The 16548-nt window shown below is 34.2% G+C and carries 21 protein-coding genes; 17 read left to right on the top strand and 4 right to left on the bottom strand.

Features of this window, described 5'->3' with window-relative positions; all coding sequences use genetic code 11:
• Nucleotides 1-635: hypothetical protein (locus PHF25_05470; GenBank protein ID MDD4527472.1), on the top strand; the 635-nt coding region annotated here is incomplete at its 5' end.
• A 57-nt stretch (nt 636-692) separates the two neighbouring features.
• On the opposite strand, the gene PHF25_05465 is transcribed toward PHF25_05470, so the two are convergent.
• Together PHF25_05465 and queD are read right to left on the bottom strand one after the other, a co-directional pair.
• Nucleotides 693-1514: a DUF2837 family protein gene (locus tag PHF25_05465; protein MDD4527471.1), complete on the bottom strand. Its 822-nt coding sequence runs from the start codon at nt 1512-1514 to the stop codon at nt 693-695.
• A complete protein-coding gene (queD, locus tag PHF25_05460; protein ID MDD4527470.1) occupies nt 1514-1870 on the bottom strand; it encodes a 6-carboxytetrahydropterin synthase QueD in 357 nt (118 codons plus the stop codon). Before queD ends, PHF25_05465 begins: the two co-directional genes overlap by 1 nt.
• Before the next feature lie 128 nt (nt 1871-1998).
• Between queD and PHF25_05455 the strand changes: the two genes are divergently transcribed.
• The 16 genes from PHF25_05455 (at nt 1999) to PHF25_05380 (ending at nt 15689) form a co-directional block, all read left to right on the top strand.
• Nucleotides 1999-2394 carry a GtrA family protein gene (locus PHF25_05455; GenBank protein ID MDD4527469.1) on the top strand — a complete coding sequence of 132 codons (396 nt, stop codon included), beginning with the start codon at nt 1999-2001 and terminating at the stop codon, nt 2392-2394.
• Nucleotides 2395-2502: 108 nt separating this feature from the next.
• A complete protein-coding gene (rpsO, locus tag PHF25_05450; protein ID MDD4527468.1) occupies nt 2503-2772 on the top strand; it encodes a 30S ribosomal protein S15 in 270 nt (89 codons plus the stop codon).
• A 43-nt stretch (nt 2773-2815) separates the two neighbouring features.
• Complete coding sequence (pnp, locus tag PHF25_05445) at nt 2816-4900, top strand: polyribonucleotide nucleotidyltransferase (GenBank protein ID MDD4527467.1); 2085 nt, start codon at nt 2816-2818, stop codon at nt 4898-4900.
• Nucleotides 4900-6177 carry a pitrilysin family protein gene (locus tag PHF25_05440; GenBank protein MDD4527466.1) on the top strand — a complete coding sequence of 426 codons (1278 nt, stop codon included), beginning with the start codon at nt 4900-4902 and terminating at the stop codon, nt 6175-6177. Before pnp ends, PHF25_05440 begins: the two co-directional genes overlap by 1 nt.
• Before the next feature lie 31 nt (nt 6178-6208).
• Nucleotides 6209-6655 carry a dUTP diphosphatase gene (dut, locus tag PHF25_05435; GenBank protein MDD4527465.1) on the top strand — a complete coding sequence of 149 codons (447 nt, stop codon included), beginning with the start codon at nt 6209-6211 and terminating at the stop codon, nt 6653-6655.
• Nucleotides 6656-6668: 13 nt separating this feature from the next.
• Nucleotides 6669-7409, top strand: a complete 741-nt coding sequence (dapB, locus tag PHF25_05430; protein ID MDD4527464.1) for a 4-hydroxy-tetrahydrodipicolinate reductase — start codon at nt 6669-6671, stop codon at nt 7407-7409.
• A 76-nt stretch (nt 7410-7485) separates the two neighbouring features.
• Nucleotides 7486-8502, top strand: coding sequence for an aspartate-semialdehyde dehydrogenase (locus PHF25_05425; protein ID MDD4527463.1), 1017 nt, complete (start codon nt 7486-7488; stop codon nt 8500-8502).
• Nucleotides 8503-9099: a class I SAM-dependent methyltransferase gene (locus tag PHF25_05420; protein MDD4527462.1), complete on the top strand. Its 597-nt coding sequence runs from the start codon at nt 8503-8505 to the stop codon at nt 9097-9099.
• 11 nt (nt 9100-9110) lie between these two features.
• Nucleotides 9111-10007 carry a 4-hydroxy-tetrahydrodipicolinate synthase gene (dapA, locus tag PHF25_05415; GenBank protein MDD4527461.1) on the top strand — a complete coding sequence of 299 codons (897 nt, stop codon included), beginning with the start codon at nt 9111-9113 and terminating at the stop codon, nt 10005-10007.
• On the top strand, nt 10008-11636 hold the full coding sequence (locus PHF25_05410) for a ribonuclease J (protein ID MDD4527460.1): 1629 nt from the start codon (nt 10008-10010) through the stop codon (nt 11634-11636).
• 4 nt (nt 11637-11640) lie between these two features.
• Nucleotides 11641-12201: an epoxyqueuosine reductase QueH gene (locus tag PHF25_05405; protein MDD4527459.1), complete on the top strand. Its 561-nt coding sequence runs from the start codon at nt 11641-11643 to the stop codon at nt 12199-12201.
• 3 nt (nt 12202-12204) lie between these two features.
• Entirely contained in the window at nt 12205-12969 is a 765-nt protein-coding gene (locus tag PHF25_05400) for an ABC transporter permease (protein ID MDD4527458.1), read from the top strand.
• Nucleotides 12969-13697, top strand: a complete 729-nt coding sequence (locus PHF25_05395; protein ID MDD4527457.1) for an ATP-binding cassette domain-containing protein — start codon at nt 12969-12971, stop codon at nt 13695-13697. Before PHF25_05400 ends, PHF25_05395 begins: the two co-directional genes overlap by 1 nt.
• A 30-nt stretch (nt 13698-13727) precedes the next feature.
• Nucleotides 13728-14936 carry an MlaD family protein gene (locus PHF25_05390; protein MDD4527456.1) on the top strand — a complete coding sequence of 403 codons (1209 nt, stop codon included), beginning with the start codon at nt 13728-13730 and terminating at the stop codon, nt 14934-14936.
• A 51-nt stretch (nt 14937-14987) separates the two neighbouring features.
• On the top strand, nt 14988-15341 hold the full coding sequence (locus tag PHF25_05385; GenBank protein ID MDD4527455.1) for a response regulator: 354 nt from the start codon (nt 14988-14990) through the stop codon (nt 15339-15341).
• Between the two features lie 27 nt (nt 15342-15368).
• Complete coding sequence (locus tag PHF25_05380; protein MDD4527454.1) at nt 15369-15689, top strand: hypothetical protein; 321 nt, start codon at nt 15369-15371, stop codon at nt 15687-15689.
• On the opposite strand, the gene PHF25_05375 is transcribed toward PHF25_05380, so the two are convergent.
• Entirely contained in the window at nt 15686-16264 is a 579-nt protein-coding gene (locus tag PHF25_05375; GenBank protein MDD4527453.1) for a hypothetical protein, read from the bottom strand. The genes PHF25_05380 and PHF25_05375 overlap by 4 nt on opposite strands.
• A 31-nt stretch (nt 16265-16295) precedes the next feature.
• The coding region (locus tag PHF25_05370; GenBank protein MDD4527452.1) for a hypothetical protein at nt 16296-16548 on the bottom strand (253 nt) is incomplete at its 5' end.

Raw genomic sequence — 16548 nt, 5'->3', positions numbered from 1 at the left:
CTAACGTTGCAATGTTGGAAGGAATTCAACATAAATTTTCGCCGAGTAAGAGCCCAGACGTACGTTTTAAGTTTTTGGAATATGCAGGCAAATTAAACATTCCAACAAATACAGGAATGATTGTGGGGATAGGTGAAACACCAGAAGATAGATTGAAAACTATTTCCAGGGTAAGAGAACTGCATGATGAGTATAGAAGCATTCAAAATTTCAAAATCTCTCCTTTTATTAGTGACCCAAGGAGTAAAATGAAAGATGTCCAAGATTGTTCAGAAGAATTAGTACTTGAAACAGTAAGAATCGCAAGAGAAATACTGCCTTCTGATATAGATATTTCAGTTCCTGTTAATGTTTGTACTAACATTAATCGTTTTGTTCAAGCTGGGGTAACTGATTTTGGGCAAATTAGATTATGCGGACCAGATTCCTTGTTCCCCAAAAAAAGGTTTGAAAATGTTGAGTTTTATGAAAAGGAATTAGACTCAATTGGCTATAGTTTAGCAAAAAGACTTCCGATCAAAAATTCCTTTGTTACCTCACAAAAATATTCTAAGAAATTAGGACAATTCTTGGATAAATATAAGTTAAGGTTAAAGGAAATTCAAGCTGAAGATGAATTTGTTTTAGCAATGTAACTCTTCAGAATAAACTAGATAACAAAAGAAAAAGCCTGCTATAAGCAGGCTTTTTTATTATATAAGTTTTGTAATAGTGATGATATATCTTACGGCTGGAAAGAATATTATTTGAGAAATAATTAGAATACCTATCATTCTGGAAAGCATTAAGAAGACAACTACGCTTTTAACATCAGAATTTGCCCTACTGCTATGCACTGCCTGGTCGGTAATTCTTGCTCCGGCTGGGTCTACTAGAAGAGTAAACATTATTGTGGCAATGCCGTTTACTATGCCAGAAAGTTGGATGGCGGTGGCTCTTAAATCAGGCAAATATGCTCCAGCTAGCAGGGACGCAAGCACTCCAATGGTATATATTGAAGCAACGAAACCATTGAGAAGAAGAAATGTTTTTGGAATGTTTTTTAAACTAATATTTTGTGTCATTTTAAGGTTAGGAATTCGGATGCATTTAATTAACTTCATCATTCTTCGTGGTGAAGTTATGGTCATAAAGAACATTTTTGGGATTGAGCCTACATGAAGGAATTTTTTGATGGCTAGCTCAAAGATATTTACAAAGGTTGGGGCAAGAACTGCTGCAACTAAAACACCCAAAAACCCAGAGAAAATTATTAACCTAAATGATTGCTCAAGGTTCAGGAGAGATTCCGCTGAACCAACCATGATTGTTTTATCTACCATTTTCCCAAGTAGTGGGGCCTGAAACATGTTGCTAAGCCTAGATACTAAAAGTGTCGAAGTGACAAAAGCCATAGCAATTGAGATTTGTTTTGTTTTAAGGCCAGCATAGCGCATACAGTATGCTAAAGATTCAGTAATATTAATTATAAATGTAAAAAAACAAACAATTAACAGCGTGTGAACATCTATCATTATTCGAAGTACGTAGCTTTAGAAGATTCCGATTCCCAAATGCTTACTTCTTTCAAGGTTACCGCAGTAGGCAATGTCTTCTTTAGTAGTTGAAATACGTGTTTGGAAAGGAACTCAGACGTAGGTGATTCCTTAAATAAATCATTAAGAAATTTATGGTCAAATTTATCTGTAAGTTCTTGTAATTGATTTTTTAGAACCCTAAAATCCATCAGCATGCCAGCTTCATCTAATTTGTTGCCTTCAACAACTATTTGGATTTTCCATGTATGTCCATGAAGGTTCTCACAAGGCCCGTTGTATTTTGTTAACTGATGAGCAGCCGAAAAAGTTTTATCTACGCTTAGTCTCCACATGATGATTATTATAAAGCTAAAAGCTAAAAGCTAAAAGCCTAAAGCTAAGAGAAATATAGTGTTAATTTTAGGTATACTTTTTCGTCATATTATTATGAGGATATTTTCATTTATGTTACAATTCACGGATGTTAAAAAACGTCCTTAATAGATATTTCAATAATACTTTTGCTAAGTACTTTCTTATTGGGATATCTGGTGCCTTGCTTGATTACTCTTCTTATTATATTTTGTTTCACTTTTTCCATGTTCCTTATATTTATGCTCATATAGTTGGTTCTTTGGTTGGGTTTAATAATAATTTTTTTCTGAATGCTTTTTTTAACTTTAAAACTAAAACAAACTTATTAACTCGTTATTTGTCTTATTTTATGATTTGTGTTTTTGGGATGGTTGTTAGTTCTACTTTTATTTATATAATGGTTTCAGTCATGGGATTTAATGCTGATGTGTCTAAGATATTAGCAATGGGTGGTATTTTTGTTGTTCAGTATTTTTTGAATAAGAAAATTACCTTTAAATAAAATAGATATAGCTAACAATTCAATTGTTCACAGTAACTTTTTCATGCTAAAATAAGTCTCTGTTATTGAAAATTATGCACATTGATGCCACATAGGAGGTGAAAAGAATTGAGCCAGATAGATAAACAAAAAACAGAAATCATAGATGAATACAAAATACATGAGAGAGACACAGGTTCGCCTGAAGTTCAGATAGCTATATTGACAAAAAAAATCAATCATTTAGTTGAGCATCTAAAAGTTAATAAAAAAGATAACCACTCAAGAAGAGGTCTTTTATTGATGGTTGGTCAGAGAAAGAGATTATTGAAATACTTAAATTCAAAAAGTATTGATAGATATAAAGAAGTAGTAAGTAGATTAGGTTTACGCGGATAAAAATTCCATTGCTACCCACGTTGTAAGATAAGGAAGGAGTAGTATGATGGAGAAGAAAATAGTAAAAACAATGCTTGGAGGCGTAGAGTTATCTATTGAGACAGGCAGAATGGCAAGACAAGCTGGAGGAGCAGTGCTTCTTCAATATGGAGAAACAGTTCTTTTGGCAACTGCTTGTGCAAAGCAAGAAGCAAAAGAAGATCAAGACTTTTTCCCTTTAACTGTAGATTATCAAGAAAAAATGTTTGCAGCTGGTCGTATACCAGGCAATTTTTTTAAGAGAGAGGGTCGTCCTTCTACAGACGAAACACTAATTACAAGATTAACTGATAGAACTTTAAGACCATTATTTCCAGAAGGATTTTTTAATGATGTACACGTTACTGTAACTGTTCTTAGCTATGATGATGTTAATAGTCCAGAAGGCGTAGCTGTTTTAGCTGCTTCTGCTGCTCTTGCAATTTCACCCATACCTTTTAATGGTCCTGTTTCTGGTGTCGTTGTCGGACTAGTTGAAGGTAAGTTTATTGTTAATCCTTCACTTGAACAAATGAATAATAGCAGGCTAAAGCTTTCTATGGCTGGAACAAAAGATGCAATTACTATGGTAGAAGCTGGTTCTGATTTTTTAACAGAAGAAGAAATGCTAGAAGCGCTCAAGGTTGGTCATGAAGCAATTAAGACCTTATGTGCTTTTCAAGATGATTTTATAAAAGTAGCTAGTAAAGAAAAGTGGAATGTAACTTTAAAGCAGATTGATGCTGATTTTTGGTCAGTTATTGATAAAGAATTTACAGATAAAATGGTAAAAGCTTTAAAAGTTGCAGGTAAACTAGAGAAATACCAAGCTATTGATGCAGTAAAAGAATCGATTGCTAAGTTTGCAGTAGAGAAATACGGACAAGAGTGGGTTGCTGCTCATAAGTTTTCTGTTTCTAATGCCTTTGATAAGTTAGAGAGTAAAGAATTTCGTAAGATGATTGTCTCTGACAAATTGAGAGCAGACGGAAGAAAGCTTGATGAAATCAGAGAGATTACTTGTGAAATTAATGTTCTTCCTAGAGTACATGGTTCAGCTTTATTTACTAGAGGTGAAACCCAGAGTTTAGGTACAGTTACTTTAGGTGCAGGAAAAGATGAAGTAATGGTAGATGGTTTAAATACAATGTTTAAGAAAAAGTTTTTTTTACATTATAATTTCCCAGCTTTCAGTGTTAATGAAGTTGGCGGAAGACCAGGACCAGGCAGAAGAGAAATTGGCCACGGAGCTTTAGCAGAAAAGGCAATCTCTTATGCTATACCTTCTGAGGAGTCTTTTCCTTATGTAATTAGAATTGTTTCTGATATTTTAGAATCGAATGGTTCCTCTTCTATGGCTACAGTTTGTAGCGGTTCATTGGCTTTGATGCAAGCGGGAGTTCCTCTTAAGTCTCCTATTGCAGGCATTGCGATGGGGCTTATCAAAGAAGATGATTCGCATGTTGTTTTAACTGACATTGCTGGTCTGGAAGATCATTTAGGTGATATGGACTTTAAAGTTGCTGGTGGCGAAAATGGTATCACAGCTTTACAAATGGATATTAAAATAACTGGTGTAACTTTTGAAATTATGACTCAAGCATTAGAACAAGCGAAGAAAGCAAGATTACAGATTTTAGAAAACATGTATTCTACAATTTCACAGTCTAATCCTGAGTTATCAAAGTATGCGCCAAGAATTGAGTGTATCTCGATTCCAGAAGATAAAGTTGGAGAGTTGATTGGTCCAGGTGGTAAAAACATTAGAAGAATAGTTGAAGAAACTGGTGCTGTTGTTGATATTCAAGACGGTGGACTAGTTAAGATTTTTTCTAATAATGGAGCTAGCATGGAAGCTGCAAAAGCAGAAGTTATGGCAATTATTAGAGAACCAGAAGTAGGAGAAACTTACAATGGGACTATTAAGAGAGTGTTAGACTTTGGTCTTTTTGTGGAGCTTTTCCCAGGTAAAGAAGGCTTACTCCATGTTTCTAAGGTTTCTGATGAGTTCATCAAAGATCTTGCAAGCGTTTATTCAGTTGGAGACAAGATTACAGTTGTATTAGAAAAGAAAGACGAGAAGGGTCGTCTTAATTTAAAAAGAGGCTGATGACTAAGTCAGCCTCTTCTGCTGAAATTACTAGACTCGGCAATGGCATTACTGTCATTGTCGAGCCTGTCGAAAGTGTTCGTAGTATTGCTTTAGGCATTTTTGTGGATTGTGGCTCTGCCTTTGAATCCTCAGCACAAAACGGAATATCTCATTTTATTGAACATATGAATTTCAAAGGTACTGCCAAACGAAACGCTAAGCAAATAGCGGAAGAGTTAGATTCTGTCGGGGGCAAGTTAAACGCTTATACAAGCAAAGAGCACACGAGTTATTATTCTGTTGTTGTTGATGATTGCTTTGATGTTGCCTTAGATTTGTTGGCTGATATTTTCTTCAATTCTAAGTATGAAAAAAAAGATATCGACACGGAAAAACAGGTTATTTTACAAGAAATTAAAATGTACGAAGATAGTCCTGACCAATACATTCATGACCTTTTTGTTAGAAATATGTGGCCAGGTTTTTATTTAGGGCAACCAGTGATTGGTTCTAAAGAAGTTGTTAGAAAAATAACCAAGAAAGCTATTTTGAAATATATTAGTGATCATTACTTACCAGAGCATATAACTATCTCTGTTGCAGGTAACTGTGATAAAAAAGAAGTTTTGGCTAAGATTGATCAATATTTTGGATCCTTTGTTTCTACTACCGAGAGAGTGAAATCGTTCCCTTTGCCTTCATATAACCCAGGAATTAATTTGGTTAAGAAAGACACAAAACAAGTTCATTTGTGTCTTGGTACGAGAGGTATCTCTTACCATAATCCGAATAGATACCCGTTGTTGGTTTTGTCTAATATTTTAGGTGGTTCAATGAGCAGTGTCCTTTTTCAAGAGGTTAGAGAAAAAAGAGGATTAGTTTACTCTATTTACTCTTATCCCATGTACTTTAGGGATTGTGGACTGTTTGCTGTTTATGCGGGTGCTAGTATGAAAAATATTAAGGAAGTAGTCCAAATTATTTTGGACACATTCAGGACATTTCCGAATCTTATTAATGACGAAAATCTTCAGAGAGCAAAGAATCAATTGAAAAGTGGTCTAGTTCTGGGCTTAGAATCGTCTACAAGTAAAATGAGCTGGAATGGAAAAAATTTCTTTTATTATAGAAAAGCTGTCAGTATTGATGAGGTTGCTGAAGAAGTAGATAGAATTAAAAAAGAGGATATTATTCATCTCTGTAAGTATTTGTTTGACGAGAAACACTATTCTTTAACCGCTATTGGTAATTTTGATGGGAATCCTTTTGAAGGAATGTTCAACTTACAACAGTAAAAGAGGTTACTGTAATTAGGAGTGTAGTCAGATGTTAAAGCAAGTTAAGCTGAAAATAGAGAAATTAGAACATTTTAATGGACTTGATTTGCCTAAATATCAAACAGAGCATGCTTCAGGATTTGATCTGGTTTCTGCTGAAGACAAGGTATTGAAAGCTGGACAAAGAGCTTTAGTAGCTACAGGATTAAAAATGGAGATTCCTATTGGTTATGAAGGACAAGTTAGACCTAGAAGTGGCTTGGCTTATAAATATGGAATAATCATTCCTAATTCACCGGGCACAATAGATGCTGATTATCGTGGAGAAGTTAAGGTTATAATTTGGAATAGTGGTACTGAGGATTTTATTATAAAAAAAGGAGATAGAATCGCTCAATTTGTTTTAGCTCCAGTTGTTCAAGCTGACTTTGATGTAGTAGTATCTGTTGATGAAACAGTGCGAGGCGAAGGTGGCTTTGGTTCAACTGGTAAATAGAAAGGAGAAGAAGATGATTAAAGTAGTTGTTAATGGTGCTTTAGGTAAAATGGGAAAAACAGTTGTTAATGCTGTTAGTAATGAAAAAGGTATGACTTTTATTCAAGGTCTAGATGTGGAAGACAACCTTAATAGCTATTTAAAAGAGAACAAAGTAGATGTTGTTGTTGATTTTACTAGACCAGAAAATAGAATGGACAATGTTAACGCTATTTTAAGTAATGGCGCTCATGCTGTTGTTGGAACAACTGGATTTACAGAGGATGACCTTAAACAAGTGGATAAATGGTGTTCCGAATATAAGAGAAATATAATTATTGGACCAAACTTTGCTATTGGTACAATTTTTCAGATGTATTTTGCAAAGCTAGCAGCTAAACATTTTGATACTGTGGAAATAGTTGAATACCATCATGATCAGAAAGTTGACTTTCCTTCTGGTACAGCAGTAAAAACAGCTCAACTTATGGCAGAAGAGCGAGATGCTTTTAATCTAAACACCAAAGATAAAGTAGCAAATATCGAAGGAGCTAGAGGTGCAGATTTTCATGGTATTAAAATTCATAGTGTGAGACTACCTGGGATGGTCGCCCATCAAGAGATTATTTTTGGCGCGACTGGACAGTATCTTACATTAAGGCATGATGCTACTTCTAGAGAGTGTTATATGCCAGGGGTGCTTCTTTCTATAAGAGAAGTGCTGAACAGAACAGGATTAACCTATGGGCTAGAGGATATCTTTGGTCTTAGTTAGCGTTAGAGGTCTAAGTTGGTTTACCGTAATGGTTCTTAGTAATATAATAAAGTAAAAATAAGCATTGGAGGATAATATGCAAGGGTATAATGTAGCAGTAGTTGGAGCAACTGGGGTAGTAGGGACTGAAATAATAAAAGTATTAGAGGAAATGAATTTTCCTATAAAAACGCTAATACCATTAGCTTCTGAACGTTCAGCTGGATCTAGAATAGAATTTAAGGGTGAAAATGTTAAAGTCCAATTATTAACAAAAGAGTCGTTTAAGGGTGTTCAGATTGCTTTGTTTAGTGCTGGTGGTTCAATAAGTGAAAAATATGCTCCTATAGCTGTTGCTAGTGGGGCTGTGGTCATTGATAATACTAGTTTTTTTAGAATGGACCCAAATGTTCCATTAGTTGTGCCAGAAGTTAATGCGCATGACATTAGAAAACACCAAGGTATTATTGCTAATCCTAATTGTTCTACCTCTCAGATGGTGCTTGCAATGCTTCCTATTCATGAGCATTTTAAGATTAAAAGAGTTGTGGTTTCTACTTATCAAGCAACTTCGGGTGCGGGTAAAGATGCCATGGACGAAATGCTTAATCAAACCATTAGTATTGTTAATGGTAATGGTCCGACAAAACCAAAGAAATTTACTAAACAAATTGCGTTTAATGTTATTCCTCATATTGATTCTTTTTTAGAAAATGGATTTACTAAGGAAGAAATGAAGATGACCAATGAAACTAAAAAGATTTTTGGTGATGACAGTATAGAAGTTGTTGCTAATTGTGTGCGTGTGCCTGTTTTTATTGGACATAGCGAAGCAATGAATATTGAAACAGAAAAACCTTTTGATATTGAAAAGGTCAGGGAGCTTATTGCTAAGGTACCAAATGTTAAGGTTATGGATGATCTAGCTAATAATGTGTATCCAACACCTAGCGATAGTGTAGAAACAAACGATACATTAATCGGAAGGATTAGACGTGACTTTTCTGTTCCGAACGGAATAGCCTTGTTCTGCGTTTCTAATAATTTAAGAAAAGGTGCAGCCTTTAATGCTGTACAAATAGCTTTTGAGTTAGTTCAGCAAGAACTTATCTAGATGACAATAAAAAAGAGTATTACAAGATTTTTTGATGAAATGATTGTATCTTACCCTTTAGAAAGCTCAGAGATAATTGGATGGAGCTCAAAAGAGACGCAGTTAATAAGATTTAATACTCTTGTCCAGATTGCAGATTTGAATCTTAGTAGTATTCTTGATGTTGGTTGTGGAGTTGGTGACTTATATCCTTTTTTGAAGGAGAAATTTTCAGCAATTAGTTATCAGGGAATTGATTTGCACCCTAAAATGATTCAACTGGCTATCAAAAAATATCCGGAAGGATCATTTAAGGAAGCAGAGTTACAAAACTTCTCCGGCCAATATGATTATGTCTTTGTTTCAGGAGCATTTAATTTGCGTGTTGAGGATAATGCCAGGTATTTATCTGATCAATTGAGTTTTATGAATAGGGTTGCGAAGAAGGGCATCGCCTTTAACTTGCTTAGTAGTTATTCTAAAATTGATGCCAGATATCCGAGTTTGTATTATTATAATCCGTTAGAGGTTTTTACTTTATGTAAGAATCGATTTGAACGTGTTATATTAAGACATGATTATTTAAGCAACGACTTTACAATATATATTTACAAATAAGGAGGAATGAAGTGAATACACCGTTTTTTGGAACATTAATGACTGCAATGGTTACACCCTTTGATAGCAATGGGGGGATTGATTTAAAGCAAACTAAGGTTTTAGCGAGAAAATTAGTAGAAGACGGCAGTGATGCTATTCTCGTAACTGGCACAACAGGAGAGTCCCCAACATTAAGCCACGAAGAAGATTTATTGTTATATGCTACTGTTCTTGATGAAGTTGGCCATAAGGCAAAAGTTATTGCAGGAACTGGAAGTAATTCAACTGAAACAACGATTAAATATACAAAGATGGCTGAAAAAATTGGCGTTCATGGCGCAATGATTGTTGTTCCATATTATAATAAACCATCTCAGGATGGATTATTTGCTCATTATTCTAAGATAGCTGAAAATACAGAGTTGCCTCTTGTGATTTATAATATTCCTGGCAGAACAGGCATTAACATGCTTCCTGCAACTGCTGCAAAAATTGTTGAAGCTAATCCGAAATACATTGCAATCAAAGAAGCTTCTGGCAATATTGATCAAATAGAGGAAGTTGTTCAGCTAATTAAACAAAAAGATTTTGCTGTCTATAGTGGTGATGATGGGCTTACCCTTGATGTACTTAAAGTAGGAGGAAAGGGTGTCTGTAGCGTTGCCTCTCATTTAGTTGGCAAAGATATCAAAAAAATGATTACAGCTTTTAATAACAATGATTTGAAAACAGCAGAAGAAATAAATAATAAGCTGAAAGAACTTTTTAGTGTTTTATTTATCACGTCTAATCCTTCGCCTGTCAAGGCAGCTCTTAATTTGGTTGGTCTTGATGTTGGTGGAACTAGATTGCCTTTGGTTCCTGTTAACGCTGAACAAGAAGAAAAAATTAAGACAGTTCTAAATAAATTAGGATTAATTAAATAAATGGTTAAATTAAGTTTATTTGGTGGTCTTGATGGCATAGGCATGAACATGATGAGTTTTCAGCATGATAACGAAATTATTGTCATTGATGCTGGTATTATGTTTCCTGATGCTGATTTACATGGCATAGATAAAATTATTCCAAGTTTCTCTTATTTTGAAAAACACAAAAAAGACATTAAAGGAATTTTTCTTACTCATGGTCACGAAGATCATATTGGGGCAATAGCTAATTTTATTGAAAAGATTAATGTTCCTATTTATGGGACTAAACTTACTTTAGGAATGGCTGAGCATAAGTTAATAGAAGCTAATATTAAGAACTATAAACTTATTGAGATAAACGAGAAAAGCGTTATTAAATTTAAACATTTCAAATTAGAATTTATTCGAGTAAGTCATTCGATTCCCGATGGAGTAATGACAATTATTCATTCTCCTGTTGGTTTAATCGTTCACTCTGGCGACTTCAAAATTGATTATACTCCAGTAGATAAAAAAGTTGTTGATCTTAAGCGGATTGCCAACATTGGGAATAAAGGAGTTTTGCTTTTTATGAGTGATAGTACTAATGCAGTCAAAAAAGGACACACTCAATCAGAAAAACATGTTGGAGATGCTTTTGAGCGAGAATTTGCTGGAGTTGAGGGGCGCTTGCTCGTAGCAACATTCTCAAGCAACATTCATCGCTTGCAACAAGCCATCAATGTTGGCAAAAAGTTTAATCGTAAGATTTGCTTTGTTGGTAAAAGCATGGAAAATACTTCTGCTATTGCTAGAAGGCTTGGTTACTTAGATTTTGACGATGAAGATATCATTTCTATGAATGATGTTGATAACTATCCTGATGACCAAATATTAGTCTTAGTTACAGGAAGCCAAGGAGAGCCTTTAGCTGCACTTACAAGAATGGTTAATGATAAGCATCCTTTCTTTCATCTTAAAGAGAAAGATACGGTTATAATGTCTGCTTTGCCAATACCAGGGAATGAAAAGATGGTATATTCAAATATTAATAAGCTTGGAAGAAAAGGCATTAAAGTTATTTATGAAGCTGGTTCCAAGATGCATGTTTCCGGACATGCTTATGCAGAAGAGCTCAAACTAATGTTACAACTTGTTAAGCCTAAGTTTTTTATTCCTATTCATGGAGAATTCAGGCATTTATTAGCTCATAAAGAATTAGCCGAAGATTTAGGAATAGTTAAAGAAGTTATTATTGCAGAGAATGGGGATCAACTGGAGATTGATAAGAAGAAAATATCTGTAGTTGGTAGACTTAATGATGCTTTAATATATGTTGATAGTAATCGTAATTGTTTTGAAGATCAGGGCATTATTGATGATAGACAGGCAATGGCAGCCAATGGAGTTGTTAGTATCACTGTTTTTATGGATAGAGATAAACGAATCATTCAGAATGTGATGTTAAAGATGAGAGGCATTTCTAACCCTCCTGATGATTTCATGATTGGCATTAAAGATAGCATCGTTGATCAATTTAATTATCGCTCTGGAGCAGGAAATATAGCTTTAAATAATGTTGAGAAAGAAATAGTTGAAAGTGTTAGAAAATATATGTTAAAAAAAATAGGCAAAAGACCTTTGGTAATTCCTACTATTGTTTAATTAATTGAAAAAGCTTCTTTTACATGTTTGTTGTGCCCCTTGTTCTACTTCTGTCATAGAAGAACTTCAGCAGAATTTTGAAGTAGCAGTCTTTTTTTACAATCCTAATATTCACCCGATTAAAGAACAAGAATTAAGGGAAAAAGAGGCTGTGGCATATTGTCAAAAAATAGGTATCCCGTTTTTTTCTGAACAATCAGATGTTAAGCTTTGGTTTGACATGGTTAAAGATAAAAAATGGGCAACCGAAAGAAGCGGAGAAAGATGTTCTTCTTGCTATGAAGATAGATTAAGAGCAACAGCAAGAAAAGCGCAAGACAATAATTTTAGTTTGTTTGCTACCACTCTTACAGTAAGTCCGTATAAGCATGCACCCCTTATCAATGCTATTGGTAATCGGCTAGGTGATGAATATGGTCTTGAATATTTAGAGAGTGATTTTAAAAAAAATAATGGTTATAAAAGGTCAGTGGAGCTCAGTAAGAGCGCAGGTATGTATCGACAAGATTATTGTGGCTGTGTTTATAGTAAGCTGGAAAGGTTAAGGATTAAGCCTTATAATTAAAATATGTTCAATGCAATAGGATGTTCATTAATAAATACGTTCACAATTATAGGTGAGTACTTTTTGTTTGCTTCCTTGACGATAAAAGGTGCTTTTTCCAAAGAGCTTAGGCTTAAGCGAGTGATTGAACAAATGTTCAAAGTAGGGGCTCAGTCTTTTATTATAACAGCGGTAACCTTAACCTTTGTGGGGATGGTTTTTTCCAGTCAGGTTACAAAAGAATTTTTAAGAATGGGTGCAGCTAAAATTATTGGTGGGATAGTTGGGATTGCTATCTGGCGAGAGCTTGGTCCACTATTAACAGCAGTCGTTGTTGCCGCTCGAGTTGGTGCTGCCATATCTTCAGAAATTGCAGCCATGAAAGTTACCGAACAAATAGATGCACTTCGTTCTATGGCATTAAACCCTTTCTCATATTTGTATGCACCAAGGGTAATTGCCTTAGTTTTTATGTTACCGCTTTTAATTGTTATGGCAGATTTCATGGGTTTCTTTGCCGGAATGTTTATTTATGTCTTTGCATATCACGGCAACTCAGTTGCTTATTTGGTTTCAGCCGCACATATGTTGAATTTAGCGGATATTTTAGTTGGTGTTTTAATAAAAGGTCCTATTTTTGGCTTTGTAATAGCGTTAACTTCAACCTTTGTGGGGTCAAGAACAACTTCTGGTTCGCAAGGTATTGGTATTTCTACTACTTTAGCAGTAGTAGCTTCTTTAATTATACTATTTGTTGTTAATTTTTTTATATCATTTTTGGTGTTCTGATGATTGAAATAAAAGGATTAGTGAAATGCTATGGGGACAATAAGATACTTGATGGAGCATCTTTGGTTGCCAAAAAGAAGAAAAGAACAACTATTATTGGTCAAAGTGGCTGTGGTAAAAGTACTCTTTTACGTCTTATCTTGGGTTTAGAGGATTTTGAAGCTGGAGAAATAATTATTGAAGGACAATCCATTAAGGGATTAAGTGAAGAGGAGAAGAATAAGCTCAGACTTAGTTTTGGTATGGTTTTTCAGTCTTCTGCTTTGTTTGATTCGCTGACAGTTGCGGAAAATGTAGGCTTGGTTCTTAAAGAGCATACTGCTATGACCAAGCAACAGATAAAGGACAAAGTCATGCATGTCTTAGAACTTGTTGAGCTTGAGGATGCTTACCATAAAATGCCTTCAGAGCTTAGTGGTGGTATGAAAAAAAGAGTAGCCATCGCCAGAGCGATAATAAATGACCCCAAGATTATCCTGTTTGATGAACCAACAACAGGACTTGATCCAGTTACTTCTACAAGGACCGAATTATTAATAAATAAGCTTACTGATTATATGGGGGCTACTTCTATAATTGTTACACATCAAATTAGTACAATACTAAATGTATCGCAAGAAATATATATGTTTAATGAAGGTAAAGCGATTAAAACAGAAGGTGCAGATAAGATTCTGCAGAGTAAAGATAAAAATATTTACAATTTTGTGAATGGACTAGTTGAGTAAGATGAGTTTATGCTTTATATTGAGGATAGTATGAAATTAGAAACTAAATTGGGTATTTTTGTTTTCTTTGCCTTGGTAATTTTGTCTATTGGTATTATTTGGAAGAGTAGTTTGTTGCTGAAAGCAAAAGGATATGTCATTTATGGTTCCTTTGATTCAGTAAACGGTATGCTTTCTGGTTCAGAAGTTCGCTATCGTGGATTTCTGGTTGGGACGGTTTCAGATATAGTTCCTGACCCTTATAATATTGTAGTGAAAATTTATATCAAAAGAGGCGTTAACATTACTGAGGGTTCTGTTCTTCGAGTTGACTTTGATGGCCTGATAGGCGAGAAGTACATTAATATTATTCCCAACCCTGCGACAGACCAATACGTTAAACCTGGAACGATCATTAAAGGACATACTGCAGCTGGAATTGTAGATTTCGTTAATACAGGAACACAGAATCTTGATGAAACAAAAAAAATTCTGGAAGTATTTCGTAAAATTTTTACTAATAAAAAGAGTGAAGAGTCCTTGCAACAGTTTATTTTAAACATGGATTCTATTACGGATAAATTAGATTCTGTGCTTGGTTCAGTGGATAGTTTCCTCAATAAACGGTCTATGGAAGATTGGAGTAAACGAGTTGATAGTATTATTACTGGAATGGATGATTTGGTGAAAAATTTAAATGTTTTAGTTGGTTCGGTAGAATCAAGTGAAGATAAAAGCAGTGTTTATAAAGTGATTAATAATTTAGAGTCTTTTGCTAAAACTTTAGAACAAGAAAGTGAAAGTATCATCAAAGATGCTAAGAGCATTAGCTCAAGAGTGGAATCAAATACTAATTTTTTGGATAGTACGGCTATAAACATGTCAGCTTCTCTACTAGATAATCAAGAATATGGTATCGGTACTTCTTTAACAGTTAGCAAAAATGTATTTGGTGTTGTGGTTGGTAATAACAATAGTGGTGGTTCTACAAAAGTAACTCAACTTACTTATGGAAGAAATATTTTAAATGGAATAGTTGCTGCTGTGGGGCTAGTGGAATCTGCTCCTGGCGTTAAGGTTGATCAGGATGTTACTAAAACACTCAAAATAGAACATTCTCTATATAATGCAACAAACTGGATGTATAGATTAAAAACAAATTTATTTTTTACGCCTAATATCAAAGCAATTGCTGGTTATGATTATCGTTCAGCTAGCGACCAGAAAATGTTTGTTGGCATTGGATTAACTTCCTTTTAGTTTGTGTACGAAATGTTTTTTTTGAGTTAGTATTTAAGAGGAGAGTATTGAATGAAAATAATGATTGTTGATGATGCATATTTCGTTAGAATGAAACTTAAGGGTGTTTTGTCCATGCTTGACGTACAGGTGATTGAAGCCGAAAACGGAGAGCAAGCAGTCCAACTTTTTAAAGAAGAAAATCCTGAAATTATTTTTATGGATGTTGTTATGCCAAAAAAAGATGGAGTCTCAGCATTAAAAGAAATCAGAGCGCTAAGCCAAGATGTTAAAATCGTGATGTTAACTAGCGAAGGAGACCAAGGAACGCTTCTTTCTGCTCTTGAGCAAGGTGCTAATCATTACGTCATTAAACCTTTTGATGATGAAAAGGTTTTAGATCTAGTTCATAATTTATTAAAATAAATTCATTTTTTACTCAGCGAGGATAATATGAAAAATAAGATAATTAGTATTAATCGCGACAATCTTTATGATATGGCTGATTTACTTGAGTTAATTCCTGAAATAGAAGAAGGTGTTACTAAAGTTTATTGGTATGATGCAAAAAAAAATGAATTGCTTGAACCTCGTAGTATCACAGAAAAGTTTCCAGAACAAATATTCCCCATTAAAATTGTTAAATACGGTAATATTTATTTTGTTAGTTCAGTGGATGAAATTAAACCATTACCACCAAACCAGAAAGAACAATTGATCTTATTGATAAAAAGCCTTTTACCTGTCGATTCAGTGGTAAATATTTCCGCTTAAAGCTTTCCTTTTTTTAAACTGGCTCTGAAAATTTTAAGGGAATAATCGATAGATTGTTTCCTTTCAGGTGAAATTATAGTAATAATTTCTGCAAAACGTTTTATAGTAAAGGTAAAGCAAAAGGCTTTCGAATTTTTATTCAAGACTAATAATTTATTTAGAAAACTTAGAATATTAATTTTATTTAGCAATTTAGGATTATTTGCAATTTTTGAGAGGAGTACATGTAGTTCAAATATGGCAGTATGATTGTCAGATAAATAAAACTGCATATATATTCTATTTGGAAGTTCTCTTTGGATACTTTCCATTAATTGTGTAATTTGTTCCATCGAGGGTGACGAGTTGCTCAGCAATTGTTCAGCAAACAAGATTTTTTCAGATATTTCTTGTTTTTTATTGTCTTGATATACGGTAGTTTTACTATGCAATACAAATTCTCTGGTTAGACCATTGCTAATGGTTGTTGGTGCTGATGGCGAAGTATATTTTTGTAGAAGGTAAGAGGATGGGACTGAGTCAACATATATCCAACAATTTATATTAAATTTTAGTCCAATAATTTTATAACGCATGTAAATTTATCGAAGAAACTGAAGAATAGTTTCAGATAATGTTGTGAAGCATCGAAACATGGTATCCCTCTGTTAGGTCCTCTTCACCAAAACCGTGGAACAATAAAAACTCATTTGGATCATAAACAGTTTCTAACGGTTGAGGGTTAAATAAATAAAAGTAATAGTTCAAATATTCCTTAATATTGACGACTGGAAAGTTTAAAACACCTTCATTACAATCCGGATAGTCTTCTTTGAGTAGTTCTAGAGGTGTTTTATTGTCTTTATTAGAGTTTTTTCTT

The organism is Candidatus Margulisiibacteriota bacterium, from assembly GCA_028706105.1.
GTDB lineage: Bacteria > Margulisbacteria > Riflemargulisbacteria > GWF2-35-9 > DYQY01 > DYQY01.
This window is presented reverse-complemented; position numbering and strand designations above follow the sequence as displayed.

Excerpts from the sequence above, each read along its gene's own strand:
- dut (MDD4527465.1), top strand. The coding sequence starts at position 6,209 with ATGTTAAAGCAAGTTAAGCTGAAAATAGAGAAATTAGAACATTTTAAT.
- PHF25_05400 (MDD4527458.1), top strand. The coding sequence starts at position 12,205 with ATGTTCAATGCAATAGGATGTTCATTAATAAATACGTTCACAATTATA.
- dapB (MDD4527464.1), top strand. The coding sequence starts at position 6,669 with ATGATTAAAGTAGTTGTTAATGGTGCTTTAGGTAAAATGGGAAAAACA.
- PHF25_05440 (MDD4527466.1), top strand. The coding sequence starts at position 4,900 with ATGACTAAGTCAGCCTCTTCTGCTGAAATTACTAGACTCGGCAATGGC.
- PHF25_05420 (MDD4527462.1), top strand. The coding sequence starts at position 8,503 with ATGACAATAAAAAAGAGTATTACAAGATTTTTTGATGAAATGATTGTA.
- PHF25_05375 (MDD4527453.1), bottom strand. The coding sequence starts at position 16,264 with ATGCGTTATAAAATTATTGGACTAAAATTTAATATAAATTGTTGGATA.
- PHF25_05380 (MDD4527454.1), top strand. The coding sequence starts at position 15,369 with ATGAAAAATAAGATAATTAGTATTAATCGCGACAATCTTTATGATATG.
- PHF25_05425 (MDD4527463.1), top strand. The coding sequence starts at position 7,486 with ATGCAAGGGTATAATGTAGCAGTAGTTGGAGCAACTGGGGTAGTAGGG.
- queD (MDD4527470.1), bottom strand. The coding sequence starts at position 1,870 with ATGTGGAGACTAAGCGTAGATAAAACTTTTTCGGCTGCTCATCAGTTA.
- PHF25_05395 (MDD4527457.1), top strand. The coding sequence starts at position 12,969 with ATGATTGAAATAAAAGGATTAGTGAAATGCTATGGGGACAATAAGATA.
- PHF25_05390 (MDD4527456.1), top strand. The coding sequence starts at position 13,728 with ATGAAATTAGAAACTAAATTGGGTATTTTTGTTTTCTTTGCCTTGGTA.
- PHF25_05455 (MDD4527469.1), top strand. The coding sequence starts at position 1,999 with ATGTTAAAAAACGTCCTTAATAGATATTTCAATAATACTTTTGCTAAG.
- PHF25_05410 (MDD4527460.1), top strand. The coding sequence starts at position 10,008 with ATGGTTAAATTAAGTTTATTTGGTGGTCTTGATGGCATAGGCATGAAC.
- PHF25_05465 (MDD4527471.1), bottom strand. The coding sequence starts at position 1,514 with ATGATAGATGTTCACACGCTGTTAATTGTTTGTTTTTTTACATTTATA.
- pnp (MDD4527467.1), top strand. The coding sequence starts at position 2,816 with ATGATGGAGAAGAAAATAGTAAAAACAATGCTTGGAGGCGTAGAGTTA.
- PHF25_05385 (MDD4527455.1), top strand. The coding sequence starts at position 14,988 with ATGAAAATAATGATTGTTGATGATGCATATTTCGTTAGAATGAAACTT.